Origin of the sequence: Halopseudomonas phragmitis, from assembly GCF_002056295.1 — a bacterium.
Lineage (GTDB): Bacteria > Pseudomonadota > Gammaproteobacteria > Pseudomonadales > Pseudomonadaceae > Halopseudomonas > Halopseudomonas phragmitis.
Genome location: NZ_CP020100.1, coordinates 2,544,555 through 2,569,633, shown reverse-complemented (window position 1 = coordinate 2,569,633; position 25,079 = coordinate 2,544,555). Strand labels below are relative to the sequence as shown.

At 60.1% G+C, this 25,079-nt stretch carries 25 protein-coding genes; 12 read left to right on the top strand and 13 right to left on the bottom strand.

From position 1 onward, the window contains the following. Window positions 1-25: 25 nt before the first annotated feature. From BVH74_RS11855 to BVH74_RS11835, 5 genes are read right to left on the bottom strand one after another with little or no spacing between them, the layout of a single operon-like run. On the bottom strand, window positions 26-1,063 hold the full coding sequence (locus BVH74_RS11855) for a quinone-dependent dihydroorotate dehydrogenase (RefSeq protein WP_080050270.1): 1,038 nt from the start codon (window positions 1,061-1,063) through the stop codon (window positions 26-28). Between the two features lie 52 nt (window positions 1,064-1,115). After that, the gene (locus BVH74_RS11850; protein ID WP_080050269.1) at window positions 1,116-2,432 is read right to left on the bottom strand and encodes a sensor histidine kinase; all 1,317 of its coding nucleotides are present in this window, start codon (window positions 2,430-2,432) and stop codon (window positions 1,116-1,118) included. Then, window positions 2,429-3,100 carry a response regulator transcription factor gene (locus tag BVH74_RS11845; RefSeq protein ID WP_080050268.1) on the bottom strand — a complete coding sequence of 224 codons (672 nt, stop codon included), beginning with the start codon at window positions 3,098-3,100 and terminating at the stop codon, window positions 2,429-2,431. Before BVH74_RS11845 ends, BVH74_RS11850 begins: the two co-directional genes overlap by 4 nt. Next, window positions 3,100-3,465, bottom strand: coding sequence for a PepSY domain-containing protein (locus BVH74_RS11840; protein ID WP_080050267.1), 366 nt, complete (start codon window positions 3,463-3,465; stop codon window positions 3,100-3,102). The genes BVH74_RS11845 and BVH74_RS11840 overlap by 1 nt, the downstream gene beginning before the upstream one ends. Then, window positions 3,422-3,727 (bottom strand): PepSY domain-containing protein, encoded by a 306-nt coding sequence (locus tag BVH74_RS11835; protein ID WP_080050266.1) that lies wholly within the window; start codon window positions 3,725-3,727, stop codon window positions 3,422-3,424. The genes BVH74_RS11840 and BVH74_RS11835 overlap by 44 nt, the downstream gene beginning before the upstream one ends. A 97-nt stretch (window positions 3,728-3,824) precedes the next feature. Here BVH74_RS11835 and BVH74_RS11830 point away from each other — a divergent pair, with 97 nt between their 5' ends. From BVH74_RS11830 to BVH74_RS11820, 3 genes are read left to right on the top strand one after another with little or no spacing between them, the layout of a single operon-like run. Beyond that, window positions 3,825-4,904 carry a patatin-like phospholipase domain-containing protein gene (locus BVH74_RS11830; RefSeq protein WP_080050265.1) on the top strand — a complete coding sequence of 360 codons (1,080 nt, stop codon included), beginning with the start codon at window positions 3,825-3,827 and terminating at the stop codon, window positions 4,902-4,904. Between the two features lie 2 nt (window positions 4,905-4,906). Next, window positions 4,907-5,650: a CPBP family intramembrane glutamic endopeptidase gene (locus BVH74_RS11825; RefSeq protein WP_080050264.1), complete on the top strand. Its 744-nt coding sequence runs from the start codon at window positions 4,907-4,909 to the stop codon at window positions 5,648-5,650. After that, window positions 5,647-6,285, top strand: coding sequence for a class I SAM-dependent methyltransferase (locus BVH74_RS11820; protein WP_080050263.1), 639 nt, complete (start codon window positions 5,647-5,649; stop codon window positions 6,283-6,285). The genes BVH74_RS11825 and BVH74_RS11820 overlap by 4 nt, the downstream gene beginning before the upstream one ends. 35 nt (window positions 6,286-6,320) lie before the next feature. Here BVH74_RS11820 and BVH74_RS11815 read toward each other — a convergent pair whose 3' ends face one another. The 5 genes from BVH74_RS11815 to BVH74_RS11795 all read right to left on the bottom strand — a co-directional run bounded on the left by BVH74_RS11815 (window position 6,321) and on the right by BVH74_RS11795 (window position 9,877). Next, window positions 6,321-6,806, bottom strand: a complete 486-nt coding sequence (locus tag BVH74_RS11815; RefSeq protein WP_080050262.1) for a C40 family peptidase — start codon at window positions 6,804-6,806, stop codon at window positions 6,321-6,323. 72 nt (window positions 6,807-6,878) lie between these two features. Beyond that, complete coding sequence (locus BVH74_RS11810; RefSeq protein WP_080050261.1) at window positions 6,879-7,550, bottom strand: DNA-3-methyladenine glycosylase I; 672 nt, start codon at window positions 7,548-7,550, stop codon at window positions 6,879-6,881. Between the two features lie 22 nt (window positions 7,551-7,572). Then, window positions 7,573-8,397, bottom strand: a complete 825-nt coding sequence (gene ttcA, locus BVH74_RS11805) for a tRNA 2-thiocytidine(32) synthetase TtcA (protein ID WP_080050260.1) — start codon at window positions 8,395-8,397, stop codon at window positions 7,573-7,575. A gap of 115 nt (window positions 8,398-8,512) precedes the next feature. Beyond that, window positions 8,513-9,112 carry a Yip1 family protein gene (locus BVH74_RS11800; protein WP_080050259.1) on the bottom strand — a complete coding sequence of 200 codons (600 nt, stop codon included), beginning with the start codon at window positions 9,110-9,112 and terminating at the stop codon, window positions 8,513-8,515. Window positions 9,113-9,265: 153 nt separating this feature from the next. Further along, the gene (locus BVH74_RS11795; RefSeq protein WP_080050258.1) at window positions 9,266-9,877 is read right to left on the bottom strand and encodes a DNA-J related domain-containing protein; all 612 of its coding nucleotides are present in this window, start codon (window positions 9,875-9,877) and stop codon (window positions 9,266-9,268) included. 126 nt (window positions 9,878-10,003) lie between these two features. Here BVH74_RS11795 and BVH74_RS11790 point away from each other — a divergent pair, with 126 nt between their 5' ends. Next, window positions 10,004-11,875 carry a choice-of-anchor I family protein gene (locus BVH74_RS11790; RefSeq protein ID WP_080050257.1) on the top strand — a complete coding sequence of 624 codons (1,872 nt, stop codon included), beginning with the start codon at window positions 10,004-10,006 and terminating at the stop codon, window positions 11,873-11,875. A 40-nt stretch (window positions 11,876-11,915) separates the two neighbouring features. Here the strand turns inward: BVH74_RS11790 and ggpS are convergent, their stop codons facing one another. Together ggpS and BVH74_RS11780 are read right to left on the bottom strand one after the other, a co-directional pair. Next, complete coding sequence (gene ggpS, locus BVH74_RS11785) at window positions 11,916-14,183, bottom strand: glucosylglycerol-phosphate synthase (RefSeq protein ID WP_080050256.1); 2,268 nt, start codon at window positions 14,181-14,183, stop codon at window positions 11,916-11,918. 60 nt (window positions 14,184-14,243) lie between these two features. Continuing rightward, window positions 14,244-15,542, bottom strand: coding sequence for an MFS transporter (locus BVH74_RS11780; protein ID WP_080050255.1), 1,299 nt, complete (start codon window positions 15,540-15,542; stop codon window positions 14,244-14,246). A 180-nt stretch (window positions 15,543-15,722) separates the two neighbouring features. Here BVH74_RS11780 and BVH74_RS11775 point away from each other — a divergent pair, with 180 nt between their 5' ends. The 5 genes from BVH74_RS11775 to BVH74_RS11755 all read left to right on the top strand — a co-directional run bounded on the left by BVH74_RS11775 (window position 15,723) and on the right by BVH74_RS11755 (window position 19,635). Further along, a complete protein-coding gene (locus BVH74_RS11775; protein ID WP_080050254.1) occupies window positions 15,723-16,190 on the top strand; it encodes a flavodoxin family protein in 468 nt (155 codons plus the stop codon). A 67-nt stretch (window positions 16,191-16,257) separates the two neighbouring features. After that, a complete protein-coding gene (locus BVH74_RS11770; RefSeq protein WP_080050253.1) occupies window positions 16,258-16,746 on the top strand; it encodes a SprT family zinc-dependent metalloprotease in 489 nt (162 codons plus the stop codon). Window positions 16,747-16,839: 93 nt separating this feature from the next. Further along, the gene (locus BVH74_RS11765) at window positions 16,840-18,123 is read left to right on the top strand and encodes an NAD(P)/FAD-dependent oxidoreductase (RefSeq protein ID WP_080050252.1); all 1,284 of its coding nucleotides are present in this window, start codon (window positions 16,840-16,842) and stop codon (window positions 18,121-18,123) included. A gap of 181 nt (window positions 18,124-18,304) precedes the next feature. Then, on the top strand, window positions 18,305-18,709 hold the full coding sequence (locus BVH74_RS11760) for a PA2779 family protein (RefSeq protein ID WP_373279451.1): 405 nt from the start codon (window positions 18,305-18,307) through the stop codon (window positions 18,707-18,709). A gap of 2 nt (window positions 18,710-18,711) precedes the next feature. Beyond that, window positions 18,712-19,635, top strand: a complete 924-nt coding sequence (locus tag BVH74_RS11755) for a PA2778 family cysteine peptidase (RefSeq protein WP_231705507.1) — start codon at window positions 18,712-18,714, stop codon at window positions 19,633-19,635. Here BVH74_RS11755 and BVH74_RS11750 read toward each other — a convergent pair. Further along, the gene (locus BVH74_RS11750) at window positions 19,619-21,091 is read right to left on the bottom strand and encodes a helicase HerA-like domain-containing protein (RefSeq protein WP_080050251.1); all 1,473 of its coding nucleotides are present in this window, start codon (window positions 21,089-21,091) and stop codon (window positions 19,619-19,621) included. The two genes, BVH74_RS11755 and BVH74_RS11750, sit on opposite strands and share 17 nt — an antisense overlap. Before the next feature lie 404 nt (window positions 21,092-21,495). On the opposite strand from BVH74_RS11750, the gene tssA reads away from it, so the two are divergent. Genes tssA through tssC form a run of 3 tightly spaced genes read left to right on the top strand, consistent with a single transcriptional unit; the run spans window position 21,496 to window position 25,075 of the window. Further along, window positions 21,496-23,055 (top strand): type VI secretion system protein TssA, encoded by a 1,560-nt coding sequence (tssA, locus tag BVH74_RS11745; protein WP_080050250.1) that lies wholly within the window; start codon window positions 21,496-21,498, stop codon window positions 23,053-23,055. 16 nt (window positions 23,056-23,071) lie between these two features. Continuing rightward, window positions 23,072-23,578: a type VI secretion system contractile sheath small subunit gene (gene tssB, locus BVH74_RS11740; RefSeq protein WP_080050249.1), complete on the top strand. Its 507-nt coding sequence runs from the start codon at window positions 23,072-23,074 to the stop codon at window positions 23,576-23,578. Window positions 23,579-23,599: 21 nt separating this feature from the next. Continuing rightward, window positions 23,600-25,075 (top strand): type VI secretion system contractile sheath large subunit, encoded by a 1,476-nt coding sequence (gene tssC / locus BVH74_RS11735; protein WP_080050248.1) that lies wholly within the window; start codon window positions 23,600-23,602, stop codon window positions 25,073-25,075. Window positions 25,076-25,079: the final 4 nt, after the last annotated feature.

Here is a 25,079-nt window from a genome sequence, read left to right as displayed (position 1 = left end):
CGGGGGCCATTTATTTCTGGGCACCTCAAGATGAAAATTCAGTGACCCGCAGCGCCGCAATGGCATCCACGCACTCGCGAACCAGTTCTGGCCCACGGTAGATAAAACCGCTGTAGATCTGCACCAGACTGGCGCCTGCACGAATCTTCTCCGCAGCATCGGCGCCCGACAGAATCCCGCCAACCCCGATGATTGGCAACTTGCCACCCAGCTCGCCAGCCAGCACTTTGATGACTTCGGTTGAGACCTGGGTCAAGGGACCACCGGACAAACCACCGGCTTCATCAGCATGCTTCAGTCCTTCAACCGCTGAGCGCTCCAGAGTGGTGTTGGTGGCAATCACCGCATCCATACCCTGTTCGACCAAGGTATTGGCCACCAGCCCCAGTTCCTCGGGCGTCATATCCGGTGCGATCTTGATCGCCACCGGCACATAACGGCCGTGCTCGGCCTGCAGCTCGATCTGGCATTGCTTGATCTGCTCCAGCAGCAGCTTGAGCGCATCACCGTACTGCAGAGTGCGCAAACCAGGCGTATTGGGCGATGACAGGTTGAGAGTGACATAGTCGGCCCGGCCATAGACCTTGCGCAGACAATACAGGTAGTCATCGACCGCGTTCTCAACCGGCGTTACCGCATTCTTGCCGATATTGATGCCCAGCACCCCGCGGTAACGGGTAGCCTCCAGACGCTCAAGCAGGGCATCCACCCCCAGATTGTTAAACCCCATACGGTTGATGATCGCCTCACGTTCCGGTAGCCGGAACAGACGCGGCTTAGGGTTGCCCGCTTGCGGCCGGGGGGTAACGGTACCGACTTCGATAAAGCCGAAACCCATAGCCGCCAGACCGTCGACCGCCAATGCGTTCTTATCCAGACCGGCAGCCAGACCGACCGGATTGTCGAAGTTCAGGCCCAGTACCTGCACCGGCTGTGGCGCAACAGGCCGCGCCAAGCGTTCTGCCAGCCCCAAACGCCCGGCAGCACCAATCAGGTCCAGCGCCAGATCATGGGAGGTTTCAGCCGGTAGACGGAACAGCAGCGAGCGCAGGGTCGAGTACATGGAACGGGCCTTGTGCGGGGAATGGACTGGCGCAGAGTATACAGCCCCGCCGTCAGGGCTGCACGGGCAAGCGCAGGTGTACGGCCAAACCACCATGGGCCGATTGGTCCAGGTCCATCTGCCCGCCATAAACCTCGACCAGATCAGCGACGATCGCCAACCCCAGACCATGACCGCTGACCTGTTCATCCAGCCGGGTGCCGCGCAGCAAGACCTTATCCCGCTCGTCTGCGGTAATGCCCGGACCATCGTCCTCGACACTGAGCCACAGCTCACCGCCTTGCTGCTGCCAATCGAGCCAGACCCCGGTGCGCGCCCATTTACAAGCGTTATCGAGCAGATTGCCCAACAGCTCAAGCATGTCCTCACGCTCGAACGGCCAGTCGCCACAATACTGTTCTGGCAGGTGCAGCCGAAGCTGGTCGCCATGGATGCTGTGCAGCGACTGCACCAGCCAAGGCAGATCCTGCGCCGGATCGAAGCGCTGGCCGACCTGTCGCTCAGGCGCCAACCGGGCCTTCTGCAACGCTCGCTCCAGCTGTTGACGCATGACCAGCAACTGGCTCTGCATGGCTTCCAGACTATCCAGCTCGATCTGGCTGGCCTGCTGCTGAAGCTGGCTATCGAGTGCCGCCAAGGGCGTTTTCAGGGCATGTCCCAAATCGGCAAGCCCGCTGCGTGAGCGCTTGATAATGCGCTCAACCTGACGACCCAGATGGTTGATTTCCTCCACCAGCGGGCGGAACTCCAGCGGCACCGCCTCGCTCAGCACCAGACGCTGGCCGGTATGCCATTCAGCCAGTTCATCCCGAGCCTGGCCCAACGGGCGCAATGCGCGGCGCAGCAACCACTGCTGGAGTAGCAGAGTGAACAGAATCACCACGCCCCCCAGCCCCCAGATCAGCCAGCGCGCACGATCAAAGGATGCCAGCAAGGGCTGGTAGTCAATCGCCACACTGATCAGAAAATGTTGCCCGCCTTTCTGATAGTTTCCCGACCACACCAGCAACTCTTGTCCCTGGGGCCCTGGGGCCAATACATCGCGCAGCCCCGGATCACTTTCGAGCGGCAGGCGCTGATCCCACAATGAGCGTGAGCGCCAGCGCCCGTCCAGGCTGTCGATCACGAAATAACGGCCGGAGAACGGGCGCTGGTAGTCAGGGTCAATACGCAGACTGTCGAGGTAGAATCCCTGATCACCCGGCGTGATGGCCGCCAGCAGCGAGTCGGTTTCACTTTGCAACACAGTGGTCAGATAGCGTCTGAGCGCCTGATCGAATAACCAGACACTGCCCTGCCCGATCAGCACCACGGTAATCAGCAGAGTTACCAGCAATCCGCCACCCAAACGGCGACCGATAGAAGTCATGGTTCCAATCCGACAAACACGTAGCCTTGGCCACGCCGGGTAGCAATGGCATCGCGGCCAAGCTTGCGACGCAGATGATTGATCTGAACCTCGATCACATTGGAGTCGCGATCAGCCTCGTAGTCGTAAAGGTGATCGCTCAACCGGCTCTTCGACAGGACCTTGCCAGCGTGGAGCATCAGATAACGCAGTAGCTTGAACTCGCTGGCCGACAGTGCAATATCTTCAAACCCGGGGCCTGAGACCTGCTGGCGCTGCTCATCCAGACGTAAGCCACCGGCTTCCAGCCAGGGCTGCGGGTCACGCCCATGACTACGGCGCAGCAGCGCCTGAACCCGCAGCAGCAACTCCTCATGATGAAAGGGTTTGCCCAGATAGTCGTCGGCACCAGCCTTGAGCCCTTCAACGCGCTCACTCCAACTGCCACGGGCAGTCAGAATCAATACCGGCACATCAATCCCGGCGGCGCGCCAGTTACGCAGGATATCCAGGCCGCTGCGCCCAGGCAGCCCCAGATCCAGCACTACTAGGTCGTAGGGCTCCTGCTCGCCCAGGTGCTGGCCATCCCGACCGTCGGCGCGCCAGTCGACCACATAGCCGGCCTCCTTGAACAGCGCACACAGGCTATCGGCCAATGACACGTTGTCTTCCAGCAGCAGCAAACGCATCAGTCGTCCTCGTCGATATCGAGCAGTTGCCCAGTCACTGCGTCATATTCCAGTTCGATTACCCGACGCCCCTCGGTTACTATCTCGATCTCGTACACATAACGGCCATCGTCCCACTCCAGCTCGGCTTCCAGGAACCGCCCGGGGAAACGTCGCAGGGCATCATCAATGAGCGTCTGTAACGGCAATATCACCCCCTGCTCTACCAGGTACAGCGCTTCGTCATGGCCAATATCGCGGCCCGCCCAGGCGAATGGTGAGCCGCTCAGGGCCAGCACCAGCGCCAGAGGCAGCCAGGCTGCACTGACGCTGCGGCGTTTTTCAGTTATCTCGCTTGTGACGCAGGACCTCGCCGCTGCTGGCATCCAGCTTGACGTCCCACTCGGCCCCTTGGGCATCGCGAATCTCCACTTTGTAGACATAGCGTCCGTATTCGTGCTCCAGCTCAGTATCGGTGATGTCGCCAGGCTGAACTGCCAGGGCCTTGTCGTTGAGCTGATCCAGTGCCTGAATTTGTCCTTCGTTGACCAGCCGTAGCGCCTCATCGACCCGCACATCATCGGCAAACGCAACAGAACCAGCCAAACCCAGCAGCACAGCGCATGACAGTGTGGTGAGTTTTTTCATAGTATAAGTCTCCATTTGAGCTGCCCCATATCAGGGCCGGTAGTTGAATGCCTTTACAGCTTAGCCGGGCTACCTGAACCGAACCTTAAAGAGCCGCATGACCGCCATACATATCGCCACCCCCGCCCTGACCCTGCGCGCAGGCCACCGCGCCATGGCCCATATCCGCGAGAACGGCTTGAGCCCGAGCGACGTCCATGTCATTCCGGGAGCAGCCGGCGGCCCAAAGGCCCTGGGTATTCAAGGCCTGGATCTGGCACTGTTCGGCGACTGGCTGGCCCGCAGTCCGCAGCCACGCAGCCTGATCGGCGCCTCAATCGGCAGTTGGCGGTTCGTTAGCGCCTGCCTGCCCGATCCGGTAACCGGGTTGCGGCGCCTGGGCGAGCTCTATACCGATATGCGTTTTCCCAAGGGCATTGGCGTCGCCGACATCAGTCAACGCTGTGCCGACATGCTCGACGCCCTGCTCGGCGAGCATCAGGCCCATGTACTCAATAACCCGCACTACCATCTCAATGTCATGGTGGTGAAAAGCCTTGGGCTACTGCGCCATGACAGCCGCTCACGACTGGGGTTGGGGCTTACCGGCGTCATCAGCGCCAACCTGTTGGGCCGGCGCCACCTCAAGCGTTATTTCGAACGAGTCATCCTCCATGACCCGCGTCAGCGCCCGCCGCTGGCCGAGCTACTCGACTTTCCCAGCCAGCACATCAGCCTGAACAGCAGCAACCTGCGCTCGGCACTGCTGGCCTCGGCCGCGATCCCTATGGTGATGCAAGGCGTGCGCGATATTCCCGGTGCCGGCCAGGGCGTTTACCGTGACGGCGGTCTGCTCGACTACCATCTGGACCTGCCCTACCAGACGCCCGGCGTGGTGCTATACCCGCACTTCGTTGACCGGGTGGTGCCTGGCTGGTTCGACAAGTCGTTGCCCTGGCGGCGCGGCAATCCCGAGCAGTTGGCCGACGTTCTGCTGCTGGCCCCCTCGCGCGAGTACCTGGCCAGCCTGCCGCACGGCAAACTACCCGATCGCCGGGACTTCAACCGTTACCTGGGCGACGATGACGGCCGCGAGCGTTACTGGCGCGGCGCCATGGCCGAAAGCCAGCGACTAGGCGATGAATTCCTTGAGCTGGCCGACAGCGGCCGGCTGATCGAACGTCTACAGCCGCTCTGAACATGTCAGGACCGCTGGCGCTACCGGCCCAGAGCCACTCGGCACTCGACGATGCCCTGATCATTCTGCGCTTGGCTTTTATCTACGCGCTCCTAGGCCTGATCAGTCACTGGCTGGCCCGCGGTCTGATCGGGCTCACTGCCAGCAGCCTGCACATCGATACCCAGTTTCTCCTGATCGACGCTCTGTTCGCTGGCTTGATCATCGTTGGCAGTCTGCTCGCCGCGTGCCTGCTCAAGCCTGCCGGAGCCATGCGCTGGCTGTGGGGCCCATGGCGTCCGGCCAGAGGCCCGATGATCGCCACGAGCCTTGCGGTTCTCATGGTACTGTTGGCAAACCCGCTGGCTGACTGGGTCAACCTGCATATCCAGACCAACCTACCCTGGCCGGAAACCAGCAGCGCCCCACGAGCCGTTACCCCACTGCTTGATCTGCCAGCGGGACGGTTGCTGCTCGCCCTGCTGATCACCATCGTCTGGGTGCCGCTAGCCGAAGAGCTGGTATTTCGTGGCTGGCTGTTTCAGGGGCTGGCCGCAACCCGCCCAGGGCTGCTGGTTGCCCTACCCTCAACCACCCTGATCTTCACCCTGCTGCACAGTTTCTACAGCCCCGGCGGCATGCTGGTAATTGCCCTGCTCGGTCTCTTGCTTGGCTGGCTGCGCTGGCGTTACCAGCAACTCTGGCCCTGCATTCTGGCGCATGCGCTCTACAACGGCCTGACCCTGCTGCTGGTCGCTCTGACATGAGCAAGCATCGCTGCCCGCTATGCCAGGGCGAAAGCCAACCCTACCAGCGCGATAAGCGTCGGGATTACTGGCAATGCCAGCACTGCGAGCTGGTCTTTGTGCCGCCTGAGTGGCATCTGACGGCAATCCAGGAACGGGCCGAATACGACCGCCATGAAAACCAGGTCGATGACCCCGGCTACCGGCGCTTTCTCAGTCGGCTGGCAGAGCCCTTGCTGCAACGCTTGCCTGCTGCCAGTCGAGGTCTGGACTTCGGCTGCGGCCCAGGCCCGGCCCTGGCCGCCATGCTGAGCGAGCATGGCCATCAGGTCGCGCTGTATGACCTGTTCTACGCCCCCAACACCGAAGTATTCAAACAACACTGGGATTTCATTACCGCAACCGAGGTGGTGGAGCACCTGGCGCAACCGGGATCGGAACTACAACGGCTCTGGCAATGCCTGCGCCCGGGTGGCTGGCTGGCCCTGATGACCAAACGGGTCACCGGCCCGGACGCCTTTGCCCGCTGGCATTACAAGAATGATCCGACGCACATCTGCTTTTTCAGCAGCCGCACTTTTGAATGGCTGGCACAACAGTGGGGAGCCGAACTGGAGTTGATTGGCGCGGATGTGGCACTGCTGCGCAAACCTTGAGAGACCCAGCACCAGCCCACGAACCGAGCTTATTGTTAGTCCAGAACCCGCCGAGCGCCCTTGAACGTGCGCTGCCAGTGACTGGCCTGCAACTCGTCGACCCGAACCCGCCCGCCCGTGCTGGGGGCATGCAGGAACCGGCCCTCACCGACGTATATCCCGGCATGATCGACTCGCCGCCCGCCCATGGCAAACAGCACCAGATCACCAGGGCGCAGCGCATTGGCCGGAGCCTGGCTTTGCAGGGCATTCAGCCCCGAGGTGGTGCGCGGCAGGCTCATACCGGCCGCTTCGCGATAGACATAATGAATCAGGCCACTGCAATCAAATCCGGTATCGGGTGAGCTGCCACCATAACGGTAAGGGGTGCCGATCAGGCTGAAGGCCCGGAACAGCACATCGCTTTGAACAGGGTCAATCGGGGCAGCGACGGCTGGTACCTCCGGTGCCATTTTCGGCGTACCGGAACAGCCCACCAGCAACAACGCCAAGACCATCATCGGCCATATGTTCAAACGCATGCATCCCCCATTCCAGCGCCTCTGCGCTCACCTTGCCGGGTCAATCCCGCCGGGTCAAGTCCTGCGGCCGGTTCAGTGGTTGACGGTATGGGCGAGCATCACCGACAACTGACACAGTGGACGGCCACTCTCAGTCTGCCAGTGATTGAACGCCGCTTGCACCGCCGCCAGATCACGCTGACTGCTTGGCGGCTTGTCGACCACTCCCTGCGCCTTGAGCGCCGCCAACACATCATTGGTCGGAACGAAGGTATCCTTGCCAAGCATCCGCAGATAGCGTGGTGCCGATAGCCCGCCCAGTTGGTTACCACGCTTGGCCAGAAGCCGCCACAACGCAACGATTTCGGTTGCCGGCCAATCCGCAACCAGCGCCCCCATGCTGCCGTACTCGGCACGCACATCGAGAATCATCTGGGCATTGCGCGGGACACTTTTGAGCTTGCCCAGGTGGCGGATCAGGCGGCTATCTTGCATCAACCGCTCAATGTGCTCTGAACTCATGAGCACTACCTTGTCCGGATCGAAGCCGAAGAAAACTTCCTCGAAAGCGGGCCACTTGGCATCCACCAAGCTGTGCTTGAGCCCGGCGCGAAACACCCGTAACGCCAACAGTGACAGGCAGCGGTCATCACTCAAAGCCCGCAGCTCGTCAGCGGGCCTGGGCTGTGGCAACAAGGCTTCCAGGGCCTGCTCGGAGCCAAAACGGTTCAGACAGAATTCATGGAGCCATTTGTAATCCTTCATCACCCCTCCCTGGCTCTGGCGGTCAGAGATTCATCACATTGACAAAGCGCGGCGTGGCCTGCTCATCGATCTGCAGGCTGACAAAGTCAAACAGCTTCGGGTCAGCCAACTGCGAGGGTTGAACATTACGCAGTGCCCGGAAGATGTTCTCGACCCGGCCGGGAGTCTCGCGTTCCCAGTTCTGCAGCATTTCCTTGACCACCTTGCGTTGCAGGTTCTCCTGCGACCCGCAGAGGTTGCATGGGATGATCGGGAACTCGCGCATCCGTGCATAGGCGGCAATGTCTTTCTCATTGCAGTAGGCCAACGGCCTGATCACCACATTGCGGCCATCATCGGAACGCAGTTTGGGCGGCATGGCCTTGAGGTTGCCGCCGTAAAACATATTCAGGAAAAAGGTTTCAACGATGTCATCACGGTGGTGACCCAGCGCCATCTTGGTTGCCCCGATCTCGTCGGCAAAGGTATACAGGTTGCCGCGACGCAGGCGCGAACACAGAGAACAGGTGGTCTTGCCTTCCGGCACCTTCTCCTTGACGATCGAGTAGGTATCTCGCTCGAGGATGTGGTAAGCCACGCCAATGCTGTCCAGATAGGCCGGCAACACCTCTTCGGGGAAACCCGGCTGTTTCTGGTCCATGTTGACCGCCACCAGCTCAAAACGGATCGGCGCAACCTTCTGCAAATACAGCAGCATGTCCAGCAGGGTGTAGCTGTCCTTGCCACCGGACAGGCACACCATCACCTTGTCGCCCTCTTCGATCATGTTGTAATCGGTGACCGCCTCAGCGGTCAGGCGACGCAGGCGTTTCTGCAACTTATTCTGGTTGACACTCAAACTGGTCATGGCGCAAACACATCCACATGATTGGCAAAGCCGGCTATTTTAACCGCAATCGCCCGCCATAAAAACAACGCCCCCGCTGACCTTGCGACCAGCGGGGGCGTTGTCTCTCTCGAGCTTAGCGCAGGTACACAGGCCCCACACCGAAGCCCCAGAAGATCACGGCGGTGGCAATCATCGCCACCAGCACCACCAGACCAACTGCAAGAATCGAACTGGAGAACAGGAAGCCTTCTTCCTTGGGAATATCCATGAAGATCGGGATGCCCTGATAGAGCAGGTAGACGGTATAGCAAATGGCCGCTGTACCAACGATCATGCCCAGCCACAGACTCGGATACAGCGCGGCCAACCCTCCGATAAACAGCGGAGTGGCGGTGTAGGCAGCAAATACTACACAGTCGGTGATCGTCGGGCTGGAGTCGTAGGTGCGGGCCATCCAGTGGATAAAGGCGCCCATTACCGCGACACCGGCCAGCATCGCCAGATAGGACAAGGCCGTCATCTGCAACGCACTGGCCTGGGTTAGCTTGACCGCTTCAGCCGTGCCGATGGTCCAGCCCACCTGGGTCGTGCCGATATAGGCTGAGACCACCGGAATGGCTGCCAGAATCAGCACATGAGTAAGATACATGTGACCAATGCTTTCTTCCTCACCCTTGATCTCCTTCCACTCCTGATCCGGATGAGTGAACAACCCCAATACGTGATGGATCATGGTCTGACCTCCTGATTATTATCTGCCCCGCTGTCGTGGTATACGCCCCCCAGCAACGGGTGAACAGGTGCGACAGCGTGTCGCAGCCCTTGTACTCGACTATAGCCAAAAAATGGCCAAAAAAAGCCTCCCCGCTTAGAGGAATTGGCGACTTCAGGCTTTCCCGTAATAGCGTTGCAGAATTAACAGAGCTTCATTGATCTCTTGCAGGGTCGCGGTATCACCTCCCCGGTCGGGGTGGTGACGACTCACCAACTCTCGATAGCGGCGCTTAATCGCCTTGGGGCAGGCTGGGTCGGGAAGTTCAAACAAGGCCAGGGCCTGGCCTCTTGCCTGAGCAGAAATGGCTGCCGGCATCGCCCTGAACTGACTCAGCAGTCGCTCAACATCCTCACGGTGGGTTGTGACCCACTGCTGCCAATCCAGGTAATAGCTGCGCAAGGGATCTGGCTCACAGAGCCCCGGCCCACTATCCCGACGCCTCTCAAGCACAATGCTCAGGGCATGAATGCGCAATTGCTGCCCGCATTCGGCCAGGCGGTCGGACAACCGGTACAGCGCGTGAAACAGCAGAAAATGCACCTGAAACAGCCGCAGCGGGTCGCGCAAGGCACCCGGGGTAGCGAATAACGACTCAGGAAAGCGCTCGGCCAGCAGGCCAATCAGGCGGTACTCGCCGATCCCGGCGGGGTGCGTTCTGAGCACAGCCAGCACGGCTTCATCAAAATCTGGCGGGAGTAACTGGTCGGCAGTGGAAACGGTCATTGCTCAAGTGTATCAGCCCAACCCCAATGCTCCGAATGTCATTGGATCGACATCAGGCTGACATGCCCATGTCACCAGCACGGGGTATCACTGTTGCCGCTCTTTCTTACCTCTCAAGGACCCAACATGAACAATAAGTGGATCATCGCCGCCGGTACGGCCCTGGCCCTGGGCCTGGCTGGCTGCAACAGCGGCAGCAGCAATCGCAGTAATCCCGAGGAGCCGCCAGCCCCCGCACCGGAACTGACCCCGGAAAGCATCTCGCTCAGTTTCCTGGGCCGTTACAGCTCCGGTATCTTCGGCCAAAGCGCGGCTGAAATCCCGGCCTTTGATCCGATCAACCGGCAAATTTTCGTGGTCAATGCCCAGAACGGCGCCATCGACGTGCTCGATGCCAGCGACCTGAGCAACCCCAGCCTGATTCAGACCCTGACCATGGAAACCATCGCCCCCGGCGCCGTGGTCAACAGCGTGGCCTACCGTGACGGTCTGCTGGCCGTGGCCGTTGAAGCCGCCAACAAGACCGACAACGGTTACGCGGTGCTGGTCGACACCAATGACCTGAGCATACTCGATCACACCCAAGTCGGCGCCCAGCCCGACATGTTGACGTTCACCCCGGACGGACGCTATCTGCTGGTCGCCAACGAGGGCGAGCCTAGCGACGACTACAGTGTTGACCCGGAAGGCTCCGTCAGCGTGATCGAGCTGGACGGCCAGCAGATCGTCAGCGTTCGTACGGCCGGTTTCCAGGCTTTCAATGACCAGAAGCAGGCGTTGATCGACCAGGGAGTACGGATTTTTGGCCCCAATGCCAGTGTGGCTCAGGACCTGGAGCCGGAATACATCGCCGTCTCGGCTGACAGCCTTACCGCCTGGGTCGCCCTGCAGGAAAACAACGCCCTGGCCAAGCTGGATATCGCCAGCGCCACCATCACCGACGTACTGCCCTTGGGCTATAAGGACCATGGTCTGGACGGCAACGGCATCGATGCCAGCGATACTGACGGCGTCATCGACATCCGCACCTGGCCCGGCGTCGTCGGCATGTACCACCCTGACAGCATCGCGGCCTACAGCGTCGATGGCGCAACCTACATCGTCACCGCCAACGAAGGTGACGCCCGCGCCTGGGGTGAAACCAACCAGGCCTACTGGGATGGCGATGCCAGTCAGGGTTTTGTCGAGGAAATCCGCCTCAAGCACCTGGTTCACCGCAGCGGCTTTGCTCGCCGGGTCGGCGACGACATGCCGCCGCACCTGCATGCCCTGGCCGCAGGCGCACTGCTCAACCCCGAGGTGTTCGGCTATTGCGGCGCCAGCGCTGGTGAGCCTGGCGACTGCCGCGAAGACGACCTGCTCGGTCGCCTGACCGTTAGCTGGGTCGATGGCTACCGTAAGGATGCCAGCGGCAACCCGGTGATGTTCGACAGCAATGGCAACCCGGACCCGGCCGGTGACCGGATCATGTATGACCAGATCTACGCCTTCGGCGCCCGCTCCTTCTCTATCTGGGATGAAAACGCCAATCTGATCTGGGATTCCGCTGATCAATTCGAGCAGTTTCTGGCCAGCGACGAGTGCCGTACCGGGGCACTGCGGGACACCCCTTGTCGTGACTACTTCAACTCCAACCACAGCGCTGGCGACAGCTTTGACAACCGCAGCGACAACAAAGGCCCCGAACCCGAAGGTGTCGCCATTGGCAAGCTGGGAGAAAAGACCTATGCCTTTATTGGTCTTGAGCGCATGGGTGGCGTAATCGTTTATGACATCAGCTCCCCGCAAGCGCCGCACTTCGTCGACTACCTCAACACCCGTGAAGACTGGGTGAGTGATCCGCAAACCAACCTGGCCAACGTCGGGGACCTGGGCGCAGAAGGTCTGGTATTCGTAGCCGCCAACGACTCCCCCAATGGTGAACCCCTGCTGATCATCGGTAACGAAGTCAGCGGCACCACAGCGATCTATCAGATTGACCAATTGTTCGCTGACTGAGTCAATCAGCGCCGGGCACTGTTGTGCCCGGCGCTGGTTTTCAGGCCGCCTGGTCAGCGCCCTGACCTGACTCCTGCCGTTTCATGGCTGCCACCGCCTGCAGAAACTCATCGCCCCAGCGCTGAATATCGTTGTGACAGACACAGGCATAGAGTTCACGCAGCCGCGCCCGCCGCTCGGCCTGCCCCAAAGCCAGGGCCACATACAGGGTATCGCGCAGATCATTAGGGTCATGTGGATTGGTACGCAAGGCACCATGTAATTCCGCTGCCGCCCCGGCAAACTCGGACAACACCAACACACCCTGCCCCTGACACAAGCCCTGAGTAGCGACATATTCCTTGGCCACCAGGTTAAGTCCATCGCGCAGGGGCGTAATCCACATCACATCGGCCATCAGGTAGTAGGCCACCAGCTCATCGAACGGAAACGCCCGATAGAAGAACTGCACCGGCACCCAACCAACCCGGGAGAATCGGCCATTGATGCGTCCGACCGCACGCTCGATCTGGGTCAGCAGCTCATCGTAGATAGTCATTTCCCGTGCCGCCGGCACGCAGACGGTCAACAGACTGACCTTTCCTACCAGTTCCGGATGAGCCTCAAGTAATGCCTCGAAAGCCAGCAGCTTTTCCAGAGTGCCTTTGGTGTAATCCAGTCGCTCCACCGACAGCACTACTCGCACCCCATGCAGTTGCTCACGCAGGCGCTGCATCAACTGCTGACACTGCGACGATTCGACTATCGCTCCCACCCGAGCCACATCCAGCCCTACCGGGTGCGCCCCCAAGCCAATTCGCCGGCCATGCACCATGATCGCCGTGGTCATCCTGTCCAAACCCACCGCGCAGCCGTAGGTCAGGAAACGCGGCGCGCAGTCCATGGAATCCAACACCTCGACCGGCGCAACGCCACGCGCCACATCAACGAAATTTTCCGCCTGTCGCGGAATATGAAAACCGATGTAATCGCACTGCAACAAGCTGCCAACTATCTCCCGTCGCCAGGGCAGAACGTTAAACACATCCGCCGAGGGGAAATAGGTATGGTGAAAGAAAGCAATGGTCAGATCGGGACGCAGCGGTCGCAAGAACGCCGGCACCATCCACAGGTTGTAGTCATGCAACCAGACCGTCGCACCTTCGGCGGCCTCGGCGGCTGTGCGTTCGGCAAACAGCCGGTTGACCTTGAGAAACACCTGCCAGTCTTCTTCGCAAAACTGGGCACGCTCCCAGAAGGTATGCAGGGTTGGCCAGAAAGCCTCCTTGGAGAAGCGCTTGTAGAACACGTCTACATCCTGCTTGGTCAAGGCTACCCTTGCGGCAACCAGATGCGGGTAGCGACCTGAGTCGACCGGCGTATGAACTTCAAAGGCCTGCCCCAGACGCGGCTCATGGGTCGACCAGGCAACCCAGGAACCCCGTCGATCCTGAGCAAAAAAGCTCAGCAGGGTCGGAATGATACCGTTGGGCGAAGACGGTGGCCGGCGCACCAGTCGACCCTGCTCAAGCCCTTCTTCATAGGGCAACCGGTGATAGACCATCACCAGGTCAGCCTTGCCCTTGATCTCCAGATCGGGCAACTCCGAGTCAACCCCCTGAGGGCCAAGAAAACCAAAGTGAGCGAAAGCCTCGAGAATGCCGCCGCAACCGCTCAGGCGCGCATGCAACACCCTGGCTTGCTCAGTCGTGGCTTCCAGCAGACCGGCTTCTGAATCTCCAACACAAACCCCCTTGAAACCCTGCTCGTACATCGACAGATCATTTAAGGTATCGCCTGCCACCAGCACATCATCGACAGCAATCTGCAAATGCTCGACCAGACGCCGCAGAGTACTCCCTTTGTTAACCCCCCGTGGCAAACAGTCCAGATACATGCCTGCCGAAAACAACAGGTCACAACCGAGCTCGCTAGCCAGGGCCTGCAACTGTTCGGTCACCGCCTCGGGGCTGCAAAAAAACGAGCAGCGCCGTTGTTGTGGCACGGACTGACGCTCCAACCCTGGCTTATCAGCCAACGCGGCCAACACCTGTAGTTCCCCAGGCCAGCAGTCCTCAATCATTTGCTGCAACGGATAGACCGGCTGCAGAGTCCGACCATCGACAATGGTCGCACCGACATCGCAAATAATGTAATCCGGTGCAGGAATGGCCGGATCGGACAATAGCGGGACCACCACCTCGAGCCCGCGACCGGTGACAAAAACCAGGTTGATACCCGGATGGGCATTGATTAGTTGATACAGACGCTGACGATTTTCCGGATCGCCGGCCAGCAAAGTGCCGTCCAGGTCGGTAGCTAGTAGCATGACAGATTCCCCTCTTCCGGCCCCGGCCAACCAGCCGGAGCCATAAACACAACGGACAGCTCAGCCGCGGCTTGGCTCGTCCGCTTCGTCGGCAGGTTCGGGCGATTTCGCATGATTGACCGGCTGCTCTGCGGCCTCCGGGTCTTCGTCCAGCATCATTTCCAGTACGGTCGGCGAGGTCCGCAACATCGGCACGAAGTGGGCCGGCTCCTCAACGATGCGATCGCGTCCTGCACGCACCTGCTGCCAGGCATACACGGCGCACAGACCGAACATGAGGGTAAAAAACAGCGGCAGGGCCAATGCAGCGGTCAGCCCCATCAATGCCCCAGCCAAAGCTGGCCCCACTGCGGCACCCAGTGCATGCAGCATCAACAGCGCGGCATTGCCGGATAAAATATCTTCCTTGTGTAAATGATCAACCAGGTGAGCAACCACTGTCGGATAGACCGCAAAGGCGCCGGCACCAAACACCGCCGCAGCGACCAGCAACCATTGACCGAAAGGCCCAAGCAGCGCCATCAATAGCCCGCCCAGCGCCGCCAGCGCAGAAACCAGACAAACTGCCCGGCGCCGGTCGATACGATCAGACAACCAGCCCAAGGGCCACTGCAGTAGCGCGCCAGCAATGATCACCAGCGACACGAATCCCGCGATTTGCGCCGTCTGCATCCCCATACGGGCCGCATAAACCGCACCCAAGCCCCAGAACCCGCCCATCGCCAGACCCGAGAGCAGTGCGCCGGCGCAGGCAACAGGCGCCGCTTGCCAGATCCGGGCCAGCGGCAAGGCCGGTGTGTCACTGATCTCGGGCTGCGGTAAACGAGTGGCGACAACCGGCATCAAGGCGACCACCACCAGCATTGCCGCCACGGCGAACAAAGTGAAGACCAACGGACTATCCAGATGCAGAAGCTGTTGTGCCATGGCTAGCGCCAGCAGGTTGACTGCCATATAGGCGGCAAACACCTGCGCACGGTGCTCATTTGGTGCCTGGGTATTGAGCCAGCTTTCAATCACCGTGTAGATCCCGACCAGGGCCACGCCGGTGACCACTCGTAACAGGAGCCAGACCGGCGCATCGACCAGCAGACTGTGAAGCAGCACGCAGACCGAGGTCGCTGCCGCAAAGAAGGCAAATGCCCGCACATGTCCCATCCGCCGGATCAGTCGCGGGCACAACCAGGTACCAACAATGAAGCCAACGAAATAGGCAGAGCCAAGCAGCCCCAGCATCTGGTCGGAGAACCCCTCGGCGCTGCCGCGCAGAGCCAGCAGGGTATTGAGCAGCCCGGTGCCCAGCAGCAGCAAGGCAATCCCGGTCAGCAAGGCGCCAATCGGCAACAACAGTCTGAACATGGAACCGAATCTCCCATACGGTTGTTTTCGGTGCCAGGCAGGTAGGCGGGTGAAAAAGGTGCGTAATTTATATTTAACTCTAAAAACCATACCGCAACAGGAGCGCCAAGAAAACCCACACACCTCCAACCCGGGCTCCGATAACGCTACACTGGAAACATACCGAAAACGGAAATCCCCATGTCGAACAAACGTCTGCTGATCGTCGCTCATGCCCCTTCCGAGAACACTCGAAAGCTGGTGGAAGCCGTCTTGCAGGGCGCCAGCCACAGCGATATCGAGCAGGTCGAGGCACTCTGGCGCCCGCCGCTTGAAGCGGTGCCGGAAGACGTGCTGCAGGCCGATGCCATCATCCTCGGCACCACAGAGAACCTCGGCTACATGAGCGGAGCGCTCAAGGACTTCTTTGACCGCTGCTACTACCCGGTATTGGAAAAAAAGCAAGGGCTACCCTGCGCCCTGTACATCCGCGCCGGCATGGATGGCACCGGAACCCGCCGGGCAATCGAGTCGATCGTAACGGGTCTGCGCTGGCAATGGGTCCAGGATCCTCTGATCCTCAAGGGCGAGTGGCAGGAAAGCTTTGCCGACCAGGCCTATGACCTTGGTCTGTATGTGGCTGCCGGTCTGGATAACAGTATCTTCTGACCTGCAGGTCATCCCGTAAGGGAGCCAAGGCTTCTGGAGCGGGCCTTAGCAGCATTATACTTGGCGCATGGACCAGCTCATGCAACGCCTTGAAGACTGCTATCGGCTGGCCGAACAGCATTTCGGCCGCCATTTCCCTCGCCCTCGGGTCGATCTCGACCTGCGCGGTCAGCGAGCGGGAGTCGCCTACCTGAATGACAACCGCTTGCGCTTCAATGCCCTGATGTACCGGCAGAACAGCGCCGACTTCCTGCGTCAGACCGTGGCCCACGAAGTTGCTCACCTGATTGCCCACCAGTTATACGGCCCACGGATCAAACCTCACGGCCGGGAATGGCAAGGACTGATGACCCACCTCTACGGCCTGCCCGCCCAGCGCTGCCACACGTATCAGGTACCGCGCCGACGCTCGACCCAGTACCTGTACCGCTGCGGCTGTGCCGAGCACCTGCCGTTTACCGCCCAGCGCCACGCCTGGGTGACCAAGGGGCGCCAATATCTGTGCCGCCGCTGCGGCAACCTGCTGCACTTCACTGGCCAGCAGACACAGACCTGATCTGTCATTTTTTTTGATCACCCTCTGGCAATAAACCCATTCAGGGGGTAGCATCAGCCTAGATTGTAAAAAATATTCAACAAAAGGTGCATCATGGCCTATACGCCGCATACCACGTCCTACTACGCCGCATCCGCCAACCCCAGCCCTGAGCGGCCGCCGCTCAACGGCAACCACGAGACCGACGTCTGCATCATTGGCGCAGGTTATACCGGTATTTCCACCGCCCTGTTCCTGCTTGAACACGGTTTCAAGGTTACTGTACTGGAAGCCGCCAAGGTCGGGTTCGGCGCCTCAGGGCGCAACGGCGGACAGATCGTCAACAGCTATAGCCGGGACATCGATGCAGTCGAACGTAGCGTAGGCGCTCAGCAGGCCCGCCTGATCGGTGATATGGCTTTCGAGGGTGGACGCATCATTCGCGAACGGATCGCCAAGTACAACATTCAGTGCGACCTCAAAGATGGCGGCGTATTCGCAGCCTTCAACAAGAAGCAGATGGGGCACCTGCAGGCGCAAAAAGCCCTGTGGGAGCGTTACGGCCACACTCAGCTGGAATTGCTGGATGCCCAACGAATCCGCGAGGTGGTCAATACCGACCGCTATGTCGGCGGCATGCTCGACATGAGCAGCGGGCATATTCATCCGCTCAATCTGGTCCTTGGGGAGGCTGCCGCGGTTGAATCGCTGGGCGGCATCATTCACGAACAGTCCAAAGTGATTCGCATTGACCAGGGCGAACGTCCGGTAGTCCACACCGAACAGGGCCAGGTAAAAGCCGATTACGTGGTTGTCGCCGGTAACGCTTACCTGGGCAACCTGGTGCCACAACTGGCGGCCAAGTCCATGCCCTGCGGCACCCAAGTGGTAACCACCGAGCCGCTCGATCCCGAGCTGGCAAGCAGCCTGCTACCCCAGGACTACTGCGTCGAGGACTGCAACTACCTGCTCGACTACTACCGGTTGTCAGCCGACAAGCGCCTGATCTTCGGTGGTGGCGTGGTTTATGGCGCACGAGATCCAGCCAATATCGAAAGCCTGGTCCGCCCCAACCTGGAAAAGACCTTCCCTCAACTCAAGGGTGTGAAGATAGATTACGCCTGGACCGGCAATTTCCTGCTGACACTGTCGCGTCTGCCGCAGGTGGGCCGCATCGGCAACAATATCTACTACTCCCAGGGCTGCAGCGGCCACGGCGTTACCTATACCCATCTGGCCGGCAAGCTCTTGGCCGAAGCCCTGCGCGGTCAGGCCGAACGTTTCGACGCCTTTGCCGGACTGCCCCACTACCCCTTCCCCGGCGGACGGTTGATGCGCATTCCTTTCACCGCCATGGGTGCCTGGTACTACAACCTGAGGGACAAGCTCGGCGTGTAAAATCAGTGACTTGCATCACATTGCCGGCATACTCCAGGAACCCTGGGGGTAATTTGGAGTCACAGATATTACGTCGACCTATGCGCAGCAGCTATGCTCAATGCAGCACTAGGCCAGTACCAGTGCTGCACTGGGTCGTCAGCTATAAGGACGCCCGAACCCATAACGAGGAGTACCCACCATGACGTTCATGCAATCCACCAAGCGTTACCTGTCCATCCTGATGGCCGCGCTGTTCATGTTGACCAGTCTCACCAGTCTGCATGTTCAGGCATCCATGGTGGGCACCCACGAACTGATCGCAGACCAGCAGCTCAGTGTAGACCGCGACGCTCTCAAGGCCATGCTTGCCGACCAGGCAGTGCAGGAAAAAATGGCTAGCATGGGCGTCAGCCCCGACCAGGTCGAGCAACGCATCAACAGCCTGACCGCGTCTGAACTGGCCTACTTCAACGCCCAACTTGATGAAGCCCCGGCCGGTGCCGGCGTGCTGGGTGTGATCGTGCTGTTTCTGGTGATCTTCATCATCACTGACATGCTCTGCGCCACCAACGTCTACAAGTTCGTCAACTGCATCAACCGTTGATCTTGAACCTGTTACGCACTCTTGCCCTGCTCGGGCTGGCAGTTTTGCTGTCAGCCTGCGCCGGGCGGCAGCTCCACCTGCCCTCACCCGAGCAACTCGATCACCTGCCACCTCGGGTGATGCTTGATGTGCCCTTTCATCCCCAGGACGCCTATCAGTGCGGCCCAGCCTCGCTAGCCATGATGCTCAACCAGCGCGGCATAGAAGCCTCACCGGATACACTCAAGGACAGGGTCTATCTGCCCGAGCGTCAGGGCACCCTGCAAGTCGAGATGGTTGCCGCAGCCCGGGAGCAGGACTTATTGGTCTATCCCCTGAATGGCAAACTGGAGAATCTGCTGGCCGAGCTGGCCGCAGGCAACCCGGTATTGGTCATGCAGAATCTGGCGTTCAACTGGTACCCGCAGTGGCACTACGCAGTAGCGGTTGGTTATGACCTCAACAGCCAGGAGCTGATCCTGCACAGCGGCCTGAACCAGGCCCAGCGCGAGCCGTTCAAGGTTTTTCTGCGCACCTGGCGCCGGGCCGACAACTGGGCGCAGCTTACTCTTCCTCCCGAACAGCTGCCGGCCAGCGCCGAGCCCCTGGCATACCTGCGAGCAGCCAATGATCTGGAGCAGGTTGGACGCCTGGATACCGCCACTACCGCCTACCTGACAGCCCAGAAACACTGGCCCGACGAGCCGGTAGCAGGCTTTGCCCTGGGTAACATCGCCTGGGCGCAAAACAAACCGCGCGAAGCCATGCAGCAGTTCAGCCAGGTGGTGGAACGCCACCCAGGCCTGTCCGCCGGCTGGAACAACCTGCTGGTCACGCTCGAAGCCCTGGGCTGTGAAAACGAAGCGGCCAAAACCCGCGAATGCCTGGAGCAGAGCTCACCAGAGGCCTGCCCTGTGCCCAGATGCCCGGCTAGCGCTTCCCGCTGAGCGACCCCAGCAGCCCCCGCGCAATCTGCCTCCCCAACTGGGTGCCAATGCTGCGCATTGCCGCCCGCCCCATACTCCCCAGCATTCCACCGAGTGCGGCACCAGGTTCGGCAGTTTTGCGAGCTCGCCCGGCAGGCGGAGTAGCAGGCTGCCTCAGTGACTGCTCAGCCTGGGCCCGGAGAATCTCATAGGCCGACTCACGATCCAGCACCTGATCATAAACCCCGGCCAACGGCGATGCCGCCAACAACTCCCGGCGTTCCTGCGCGGTAAGCGGGCCCATCTGGCTCGCGGGCGGACGCACCAACACACGCTCAACCGGAGTCGGCACACCCTTGTCATCAAGCACCGACACCAAAGCCTCGCCCACGCCAAGCTCGGCTATCACTGTCTCGCAATCCAGGCCCGGGTTGGCTCGAAAGGTCTGCGCCGCCGCACGAACGGCTCGCTGATCGCGCGGTGTAAAGGCACGCAGGGCATGTTGAACACGGTTTCCCAACTGACCAAGCACGACCTCGGGAATATCCAGCGGGCTCTGAGTCACGAAGTACACCCCCACGCCTTTGGAGCGAATCAGTCTCACCACCTGCTCAATCCGGTCAACCAGCGCCTTGGGCACATCCTTGAACAGCAGATGCGCCTCATCGAAAAACATCACGAACTTCGGCTTGTCGGCATCGCCCTGCTCCGGCAACTGCTCGAACAGCTCTGACAGCAACCACAATAAAATGCTTGAATAGGCCAGCGGGCTATCCCGGTACAGGCGCTCGGCATGCAGGATATTGACCACTCCACGCCCCTGCTCATCGGTTTGCAGAAAATCATCGAGCATGACCGCCGGCTCGCCAAACAGATCCGCGCCACCCTGCGCTTCCAGCGTCAGCAGAGCCCGCTGTATGGCGCCAATACTGGCTGGCGACAGATTGCCATAGCGAGGCCCGATTTCCGTTCGTAGTTCATTGACATGGGCCAACATGGCCTGCAGATCCTTTAGGTCGAGCAACAGCCAGCCATTGTCGTCGGCAACTCGAAAAACAATCTGCAGCACACCACTCTGGGTGTCATTGAGGTTGAGCAAACGCGCCAACAGAACCGGCCCCATCTGCGCCATAGTCAGACGCAACGGATGTCCCTGCTGGCCATGCACATCCCAAAACACCACTGGGGCTGCTGCCGGCACCAGATCGCTCAAACCAACAGCCGCAGCACGCCGCTCCAACCCTGGACTCATGACACCAGGCTTGGCAATTCCGGAAAAGTCCCCCTTGATGTCCGGGACCAGGACCGGCACACCCAGTTCGGAAAATCCCTGGGCCATTACCTGCAAGGTGATGGTCTTGCCGGTGCCCGTGGCGCCGGCCACCAGGCCATGACGATTGGCCATGCGCAAGCGCAACCCTACCTTCTCGGACTGGGCAGCCCCCAACAACAGGACAGACGCATGGGACTCATTCATGGCGATCTCCGGTGCGTATAAAGGATCTATGGAGCATAGCCGCTGTTCCGCCCACCTGCCGCCCGACACAACCCCAAACATGAATTCAGCAAAAAATACAGCAACAAGTTCACAAAACTACAAACTTAATTTCACCCCGATAACAACTTGATATCAATTCACCTTCAAGCACCATAAAAGTCCAATCAGTTCACACTTTATCCCTTGATTCGACAAGGCCACCCCACTAGGATACGCCTTGCCTGGCGCCAATGCGCAAATTGTTGCGCACACCGAGTGCGCAAAAAGTTGCGCAATATCATAGAGCTGCAACATTAAGCAAAACTCTTGGCGCAATAAAGGCACGCACAGCGATAACTTGGATAGTTATCCGGACAGCATTATCAAGGACTGACGAACTTCACATGCTCGCCGACTATTATATTTCCCTGGCCCACTCAGCAATCGGCGACGACAACTTTGCCGGGGATGACGCTCGTTATTCACCCGAGTTTGAAAGTCTCGAAAATGAGCTCGAAAAAGCTGCCGGCCTGCACCTCAATGGTGGCCCGGACTGGAAGAAAGTCCTGGAGCTGGCCGAAGCCCTGTTGCGCCATCAAACCAAGGATTTGCGCGTCGCCTGCTGGCTAACCTGGAGCCTGTACCAGTGTGAGCAGTTGCCAGGCCTGCACGCCGGGCTGGCCATGCTCGAACAGCTCTGCACGCAACATTGGGATGACCTGCATCCACGCAAGCAACGCACCCGCAGCGCCGCCCTTGGCTGGCTTGCTCCGCGTCTTGATCAGGCCCTGGGCGAACACAAACCCAGCGCCGAGCAACTCCAACTGATTGAACAGATGTGCCAGAGCCTGACCAGCCTGGATCAGACCCTGAGCACCCAACTGGGCAATGACGCCCCCCACCTCCAGCCGCTGTGCCGGCGCCTGCAAGCCTTGTTGAAGCAACCAGCGGGCGACAGCGCGACGCCAAGCACCACAGCCACCGCGAATCCGGCCTCAATCAGCCCACCACCAAGCCTGGTCGGCACTACCGCACCCGAACTGATCATCAGCACCCGTGATGCTCACAAGGCCCTGCGCGCCCTGCAGGAGCAGGCCCGGCCGCTGTGCCAATGGTGGCAGAACCAGACCCCGGGTGATCCGCGCGCCATCCGCCTGTCACGCACGCTGTTGTGGTTGCCACTGGACAACTTGCCCGATCACGACGCCGCCGGTAAGACAGCCCTGCGCGGGTTGCCCAATGACCGCCTTGCGGCATTTCAGGAACGTATCAATCAGGGCCAGCACAGCAGCCTGCTGCCGGAACTTGAAACCAGCCTGGCCCGGGCACCGTTTTGGCTCGACGGTCAATACCTGCTTTGGCAGTGCCTGAACGCGCTCAAGGCCGAACAGGCTATGCAGGAACTGGAACAGCAACTGGCGCAACTATTGCGTCGTTTGCCAGGCCTTGAGGCGCTGAGCTTCTTTGACGGCACGCCGTTCGCCAACAACGAAACCCGCGCCTGGCTGAGTAGCCTTGGCAGCAACCGCAGCGCCAAACCAAACACGGCCACCAGCCACCACGACGGCAATCAAGCCGAATGGGAACAAGGCTACCAGCAAGCCCAGCAAATCCTGGCCCAGGACGGATTGCGTGGCGCAGCCGAGCACCTGGCGGACGGCCTGCAACGAGCACGTGGCGGTCGGGCCCGGCTGCACTGGCAACTGGCCCGTGCCCGCCTGTGCTTTGAAGCACGCAAGTACGACCTGGCAAAAACCCAACTCGAATCACTTGACCACGTGCTCCGGGGCTCTGCTCTGGAAGACTGGGAACCGGATCTCGTCATCACTGTGCTGCGCCTGCTGCACAACTGCTACGAGCTGATGCCGCAGAATGCGGCTGTGCGCGAACGCAGAGACGGGATCTACCGCAGGCTGTGCCACCTCGATTTCGAGACGGTACTGGATCAGGCCCTCGGGCCGTAAGTAATGGAGAAGGAAGATGGCCAAAGAAGGCTCTGTAGCCCCCAAGGAACGTATCAATGTCACCTTCAAGCCGGACACCGGCGGGGCCCAGGAAGAAGTTGAGCTGCCCTTGAAGCTCATGGTCCTGGGTGACTTCACCCAACGGGCCGACGACCGCAAGATCGAAGAACGCAAACCGATCGCGATCGACAAGAACAACTTCGATGAAGTGCTGGCCAAGCAGGAACTCAGCCTGACCTTCAGTGTGCCCAACCGTCTACAGGACGATTCGGGTGCCGATGAGCTGGCGGTTGGCCTCAACATCAACTCAATGAAGGACTTCAACCCCGCCAGTCTGGTCGAGCAGGTTCCGGAACTGCGCAAGCTAATGGAACTGCGCGACGCGCTGGTCGCCCTCAAGGGCCCACTGGGCAATGCCCCGGCCTTCCGCAAGGCGATTGAAAGCGTATTGAGCGACGACGATTCGCGCGAGCGCATCCTCACCGAGCTGGGCCTGGCCGCCCAGGACCAACTCGACACCTGAGACCGACAAGGACGTTAGCCCATGAGCACGCAAACCGCATTGGATCAAACCCAGGCCGCCGGCCAGGACAGTATTCTTGACCGCATCATCGCCGAAACCCGGCTAAGCCCTGAGGATGAAGCTTACGGCATCGCCAAGCGCGGCGTCTCGGCCTTCATCGAAGAGCTGCTCAAGCCGCAGAACGACAAGGAGCCTGTGAAAAAGGCCATGGTCGACCGGATGATCGCCGAGATCGACGCCAAACTCAGCCAACAGATGGATGAGATTCTTCACCACGCCAGCTTCCAGGCACTGGAATCGTCCTGGCGCGGTCTGAAACTGCTGGTCGATCGCACTGACTTCCGCGAGAACATCAAGATTGAGCTGATCAACGCCTCCAAACAGGATCTGCTGGAAGACTTCGAAGACAGCCCGGACATCGTTCAGTCCGGCCTCTACAAGCATGTCTACACTGCCGAGTATGGTCAGTTCGGTGGCCAGCCGGTGGGTGCCCTGATCGCCAACTACTACTTCGACCCCAGCGCACCGGACATGAAAACCCTGCAGCATGTGGCCAGCGTCGCCAGCATGTCCCATGCCCCCTTCATCGCCTCGGCCGGCCCCAAGTTCTTCGGCCTGGAGAGCTTTACCGGGCTGCCGGATCTGAAGGATCTGAAGGATCACTTCGAAGGCCCACAGTTCGCCAAGTGGCAATCGTTCCGCGAGCGTGAAGACTCTCGCTATGTCGGTCTGACCCTGCCGCGCTTTTTGCTGCGCAACCCCTATGACCCGGAAGAGAACCCGGTCAAGAGCTTTGTCTACAAGGAAAACGTCGCCGGCAGCCACGAAGACTACCTGTGGGGCAACACCGCCTTCACCTTCGCTACTCGTCTGACCGAGAGCTTCGCCAAGTTCCGCTGGTGCCCTAACATCATCGGTCCGCAGAACGGCGGCGCGGTGGAAGACCTGCCGCTGCACCATTTCGAAAGCATGGGCGAGATCGAGACCAAGATCCCCACCGAAGTGCTGGTATCCGATCGCCGTGAATACGAACTGGCCGAAGAAGGCTTCATTGCCCTGACCATGCGCAAGGGCAGCGACAACGCCGCGTTCTTCTCTGCCAACTCGACCCAGAAGGCCAAATTCTTCGGCAACAGCGAAGAAGGCAAGAACGCCGAACTGAACTACCGCCTCGGCACCCAGTTGCCCTATCTGTTCATCGTCAACCGCCTGGCCCACTACCTCAAAGTGCTGCAGCGTGAACAGATCGGTGCCTGGAAAGAGCGTACCGACCTGGAGCTGGAACTGAACAAGTGGATCCGTCAGTACGTTGCCGACCAGGACAACCCGAATGCCGAGGTCCGTGGCCGTCGCCCGTTGCGCGCTGCCCAGGTAGTGGTATCGGACGTTGAAGGACAGCCGGGCTGGTACCGGGTCAGCCTCAGCGTGCGACCGCACTTCAAGTACATGGGGGCGGACTTCACCCTGTCACTGGTCGGCAAGCTCGACAAGGAATAAACCG

Excerpts from the sequence above, each read along its gene's own strand:
- BVH74_RS11825 (WP_080050264.1), top strand. The coding sequence starts at position 4,907 with ATGTCAGGACCGCTGGCGCTACCGGCCCAGAGCCACTCGGCACTCGAC.
- BVH74_RS11760 (WP_373279451.1), top strand. The coding sequence starts at position 18,305 with ATGACGTTCATGCAATCCACCAAGCGTTACCTGTCCATCCTGATGGCC.
- tssA (WP_080050250.1), top strand. The coding sequence starts at position 21,496 with ATGCTCGCCGACTATTATATTTCCCTGGCCCACTCAGCAATCGGCGAC.
- ttcA (WP_080050260.1), bottom strand. The coding sequence starts at position 8,397 with ATGACCAGTTTGAGTGTCAACCAGAATAAGTTGCAGAAACGCCTGCGT.
- BVH74_RS11775 (WP_080050254.1), top strand. The coding sequence starts at position 15,723 with ATGTCGAACAAACGTCTGCTGATCGTCGCTCATGCCCCTTCCGAGAAC.
- BVH74_RS11780 (WP_080050255.1), bottom strand. The coding sequence starts at position 15,542 with ATGTTCAGACTGTTGTTGCCGATTGGCGCCTTGCTGACCGGGATTGCC.
- tssB (WP_080050249.1), top strand. The coding sequence starts at position 23,072 with ATGGCCAAAGAAGGCTCTGTAGCCCCCAAGGAACGTATCAATGTCACC.
- tssC (WP_080050248.1), top strand. The coding sequence starts at position 23,600 with ATGAGCACGCAAACCGCATTGGATCAAACCCAGGCCGCCGGCCAGGAC.
- BVH74_RS11770 (WP_080050253.1), top strand. The coding sequence starts at position 16,258 with ATGGACCAGCTCATGCAACGCCTTGAAGACTGCTATCGGCTGGCCGAA.
- BVH74_RS11815 (WP_080050262.1), bottom strand. The coding sequence starts at position 6,806 with ATGCGTTTGAACATATGGCCGATGATGGTCTTGGCGTTGTTGCTGGTG.
- BVH74_RS11750 (WP_080050251.1), bottom strand. The coding sequence starts at position 21,091 with ATGAATGAGTCCCATGCGTCTGTCCTGTTGTTGGGGGCTGCCCAGTCC.
- BVH74_RS11850 (WP_080050269.1), bottom strand. The coding sequence starts at position 2,432 with ATGACTTCTATCGGTCGCCGTTTGGGTGGCGGATTGCTGGTAACTCTG.
- BVH74_RS11840 (WP_080050267.1), bottom strand. The coding sequence starts at position 3,465 with ATGCCAGCAGCGGCGAGGTCCTGCGTCACAAGCGAGATAACTGAAAAA.
- BVH74_RS11790 (WP_080050257.1), top strand. The coding sequence starts at position 10,004 with ATGAACAATAAGTGGATCATCGCCGCCGGTACGGCCCTGGCCCTGGGC.
- BVH74_RS11835 (WP_080050266.1), bottom strand. The coding sequence starts at position 3,727 with ATGAAAAAACTCACCACACTGTCATGCGCTGTGCTGCTGGGTTTGGCT.
- BVH74_RS11820 (WP_080050263.1), top strand. The coding sequence starts at position 5,647 with ATGAGCAAGCATCGCTGCCCGCTATGCCAGGGCGAAAGCCAACCCTAC.
- BVH74_RS11830 (WP_080050265.1), top strand. The coding sequence starts at position 3,825 with ATGACCGCCATACATATCGCCACCCCCGCCCTGACCCTGCGCGCAGGC.
- BVH74_RS11810 (WP_080050261.1), bottom strand. The coding sequence starts at position 7,550 with ATGAAGGATTACAAATGGCTCCATGAATTCTGTCTGAACCGTTTTGGC.
- BVH74_RS11765 (WP_080050252.1), top strand. The coding sequence starts at position 16,840 with ATGGCCTATACGCCGCATACCACGTCCTACTACGCCGCATCCGCCAAC.
- ggpS (WP_080050256.1), bottom strand. The coding sequence starts at position 14,183 with ATGCTACTAGCTACCGACCTGGACGGCACTTTGCTGGCCGGCGATCCG.
- BVH74_RS11855 (WP_080050270.1), bottom strand. The coding sequence starts at position 1,063 with ATGTACTCGACCCTGCGCTCGCTGCTGTTCCGTCTACCGGCTGAAACC.
- BVH74_RS11800 (WP_080050259.1), bottom strand. The coding sequence starts at position 9,112 with ATGATCCATCACGTATTGGGGTTGTTCACTCATCCGGATCAGGAGTGG.
- BVH74_RS11795 (WP_080050258.1), bottom strand. The coding sequence starts at position 9,877 with ATGACCGTTTCCACTGCCGACCAGTTACTCCCGCCAGATTTTGATGAA.
- BVH74_RS11845 (WP_080050268.1), bottom strand. The coding sequence starts at position 3,100 with ATGCGTTTGCTGCTGCTGGAAGACAACGTGTCATTGGCCGATAGCCTG.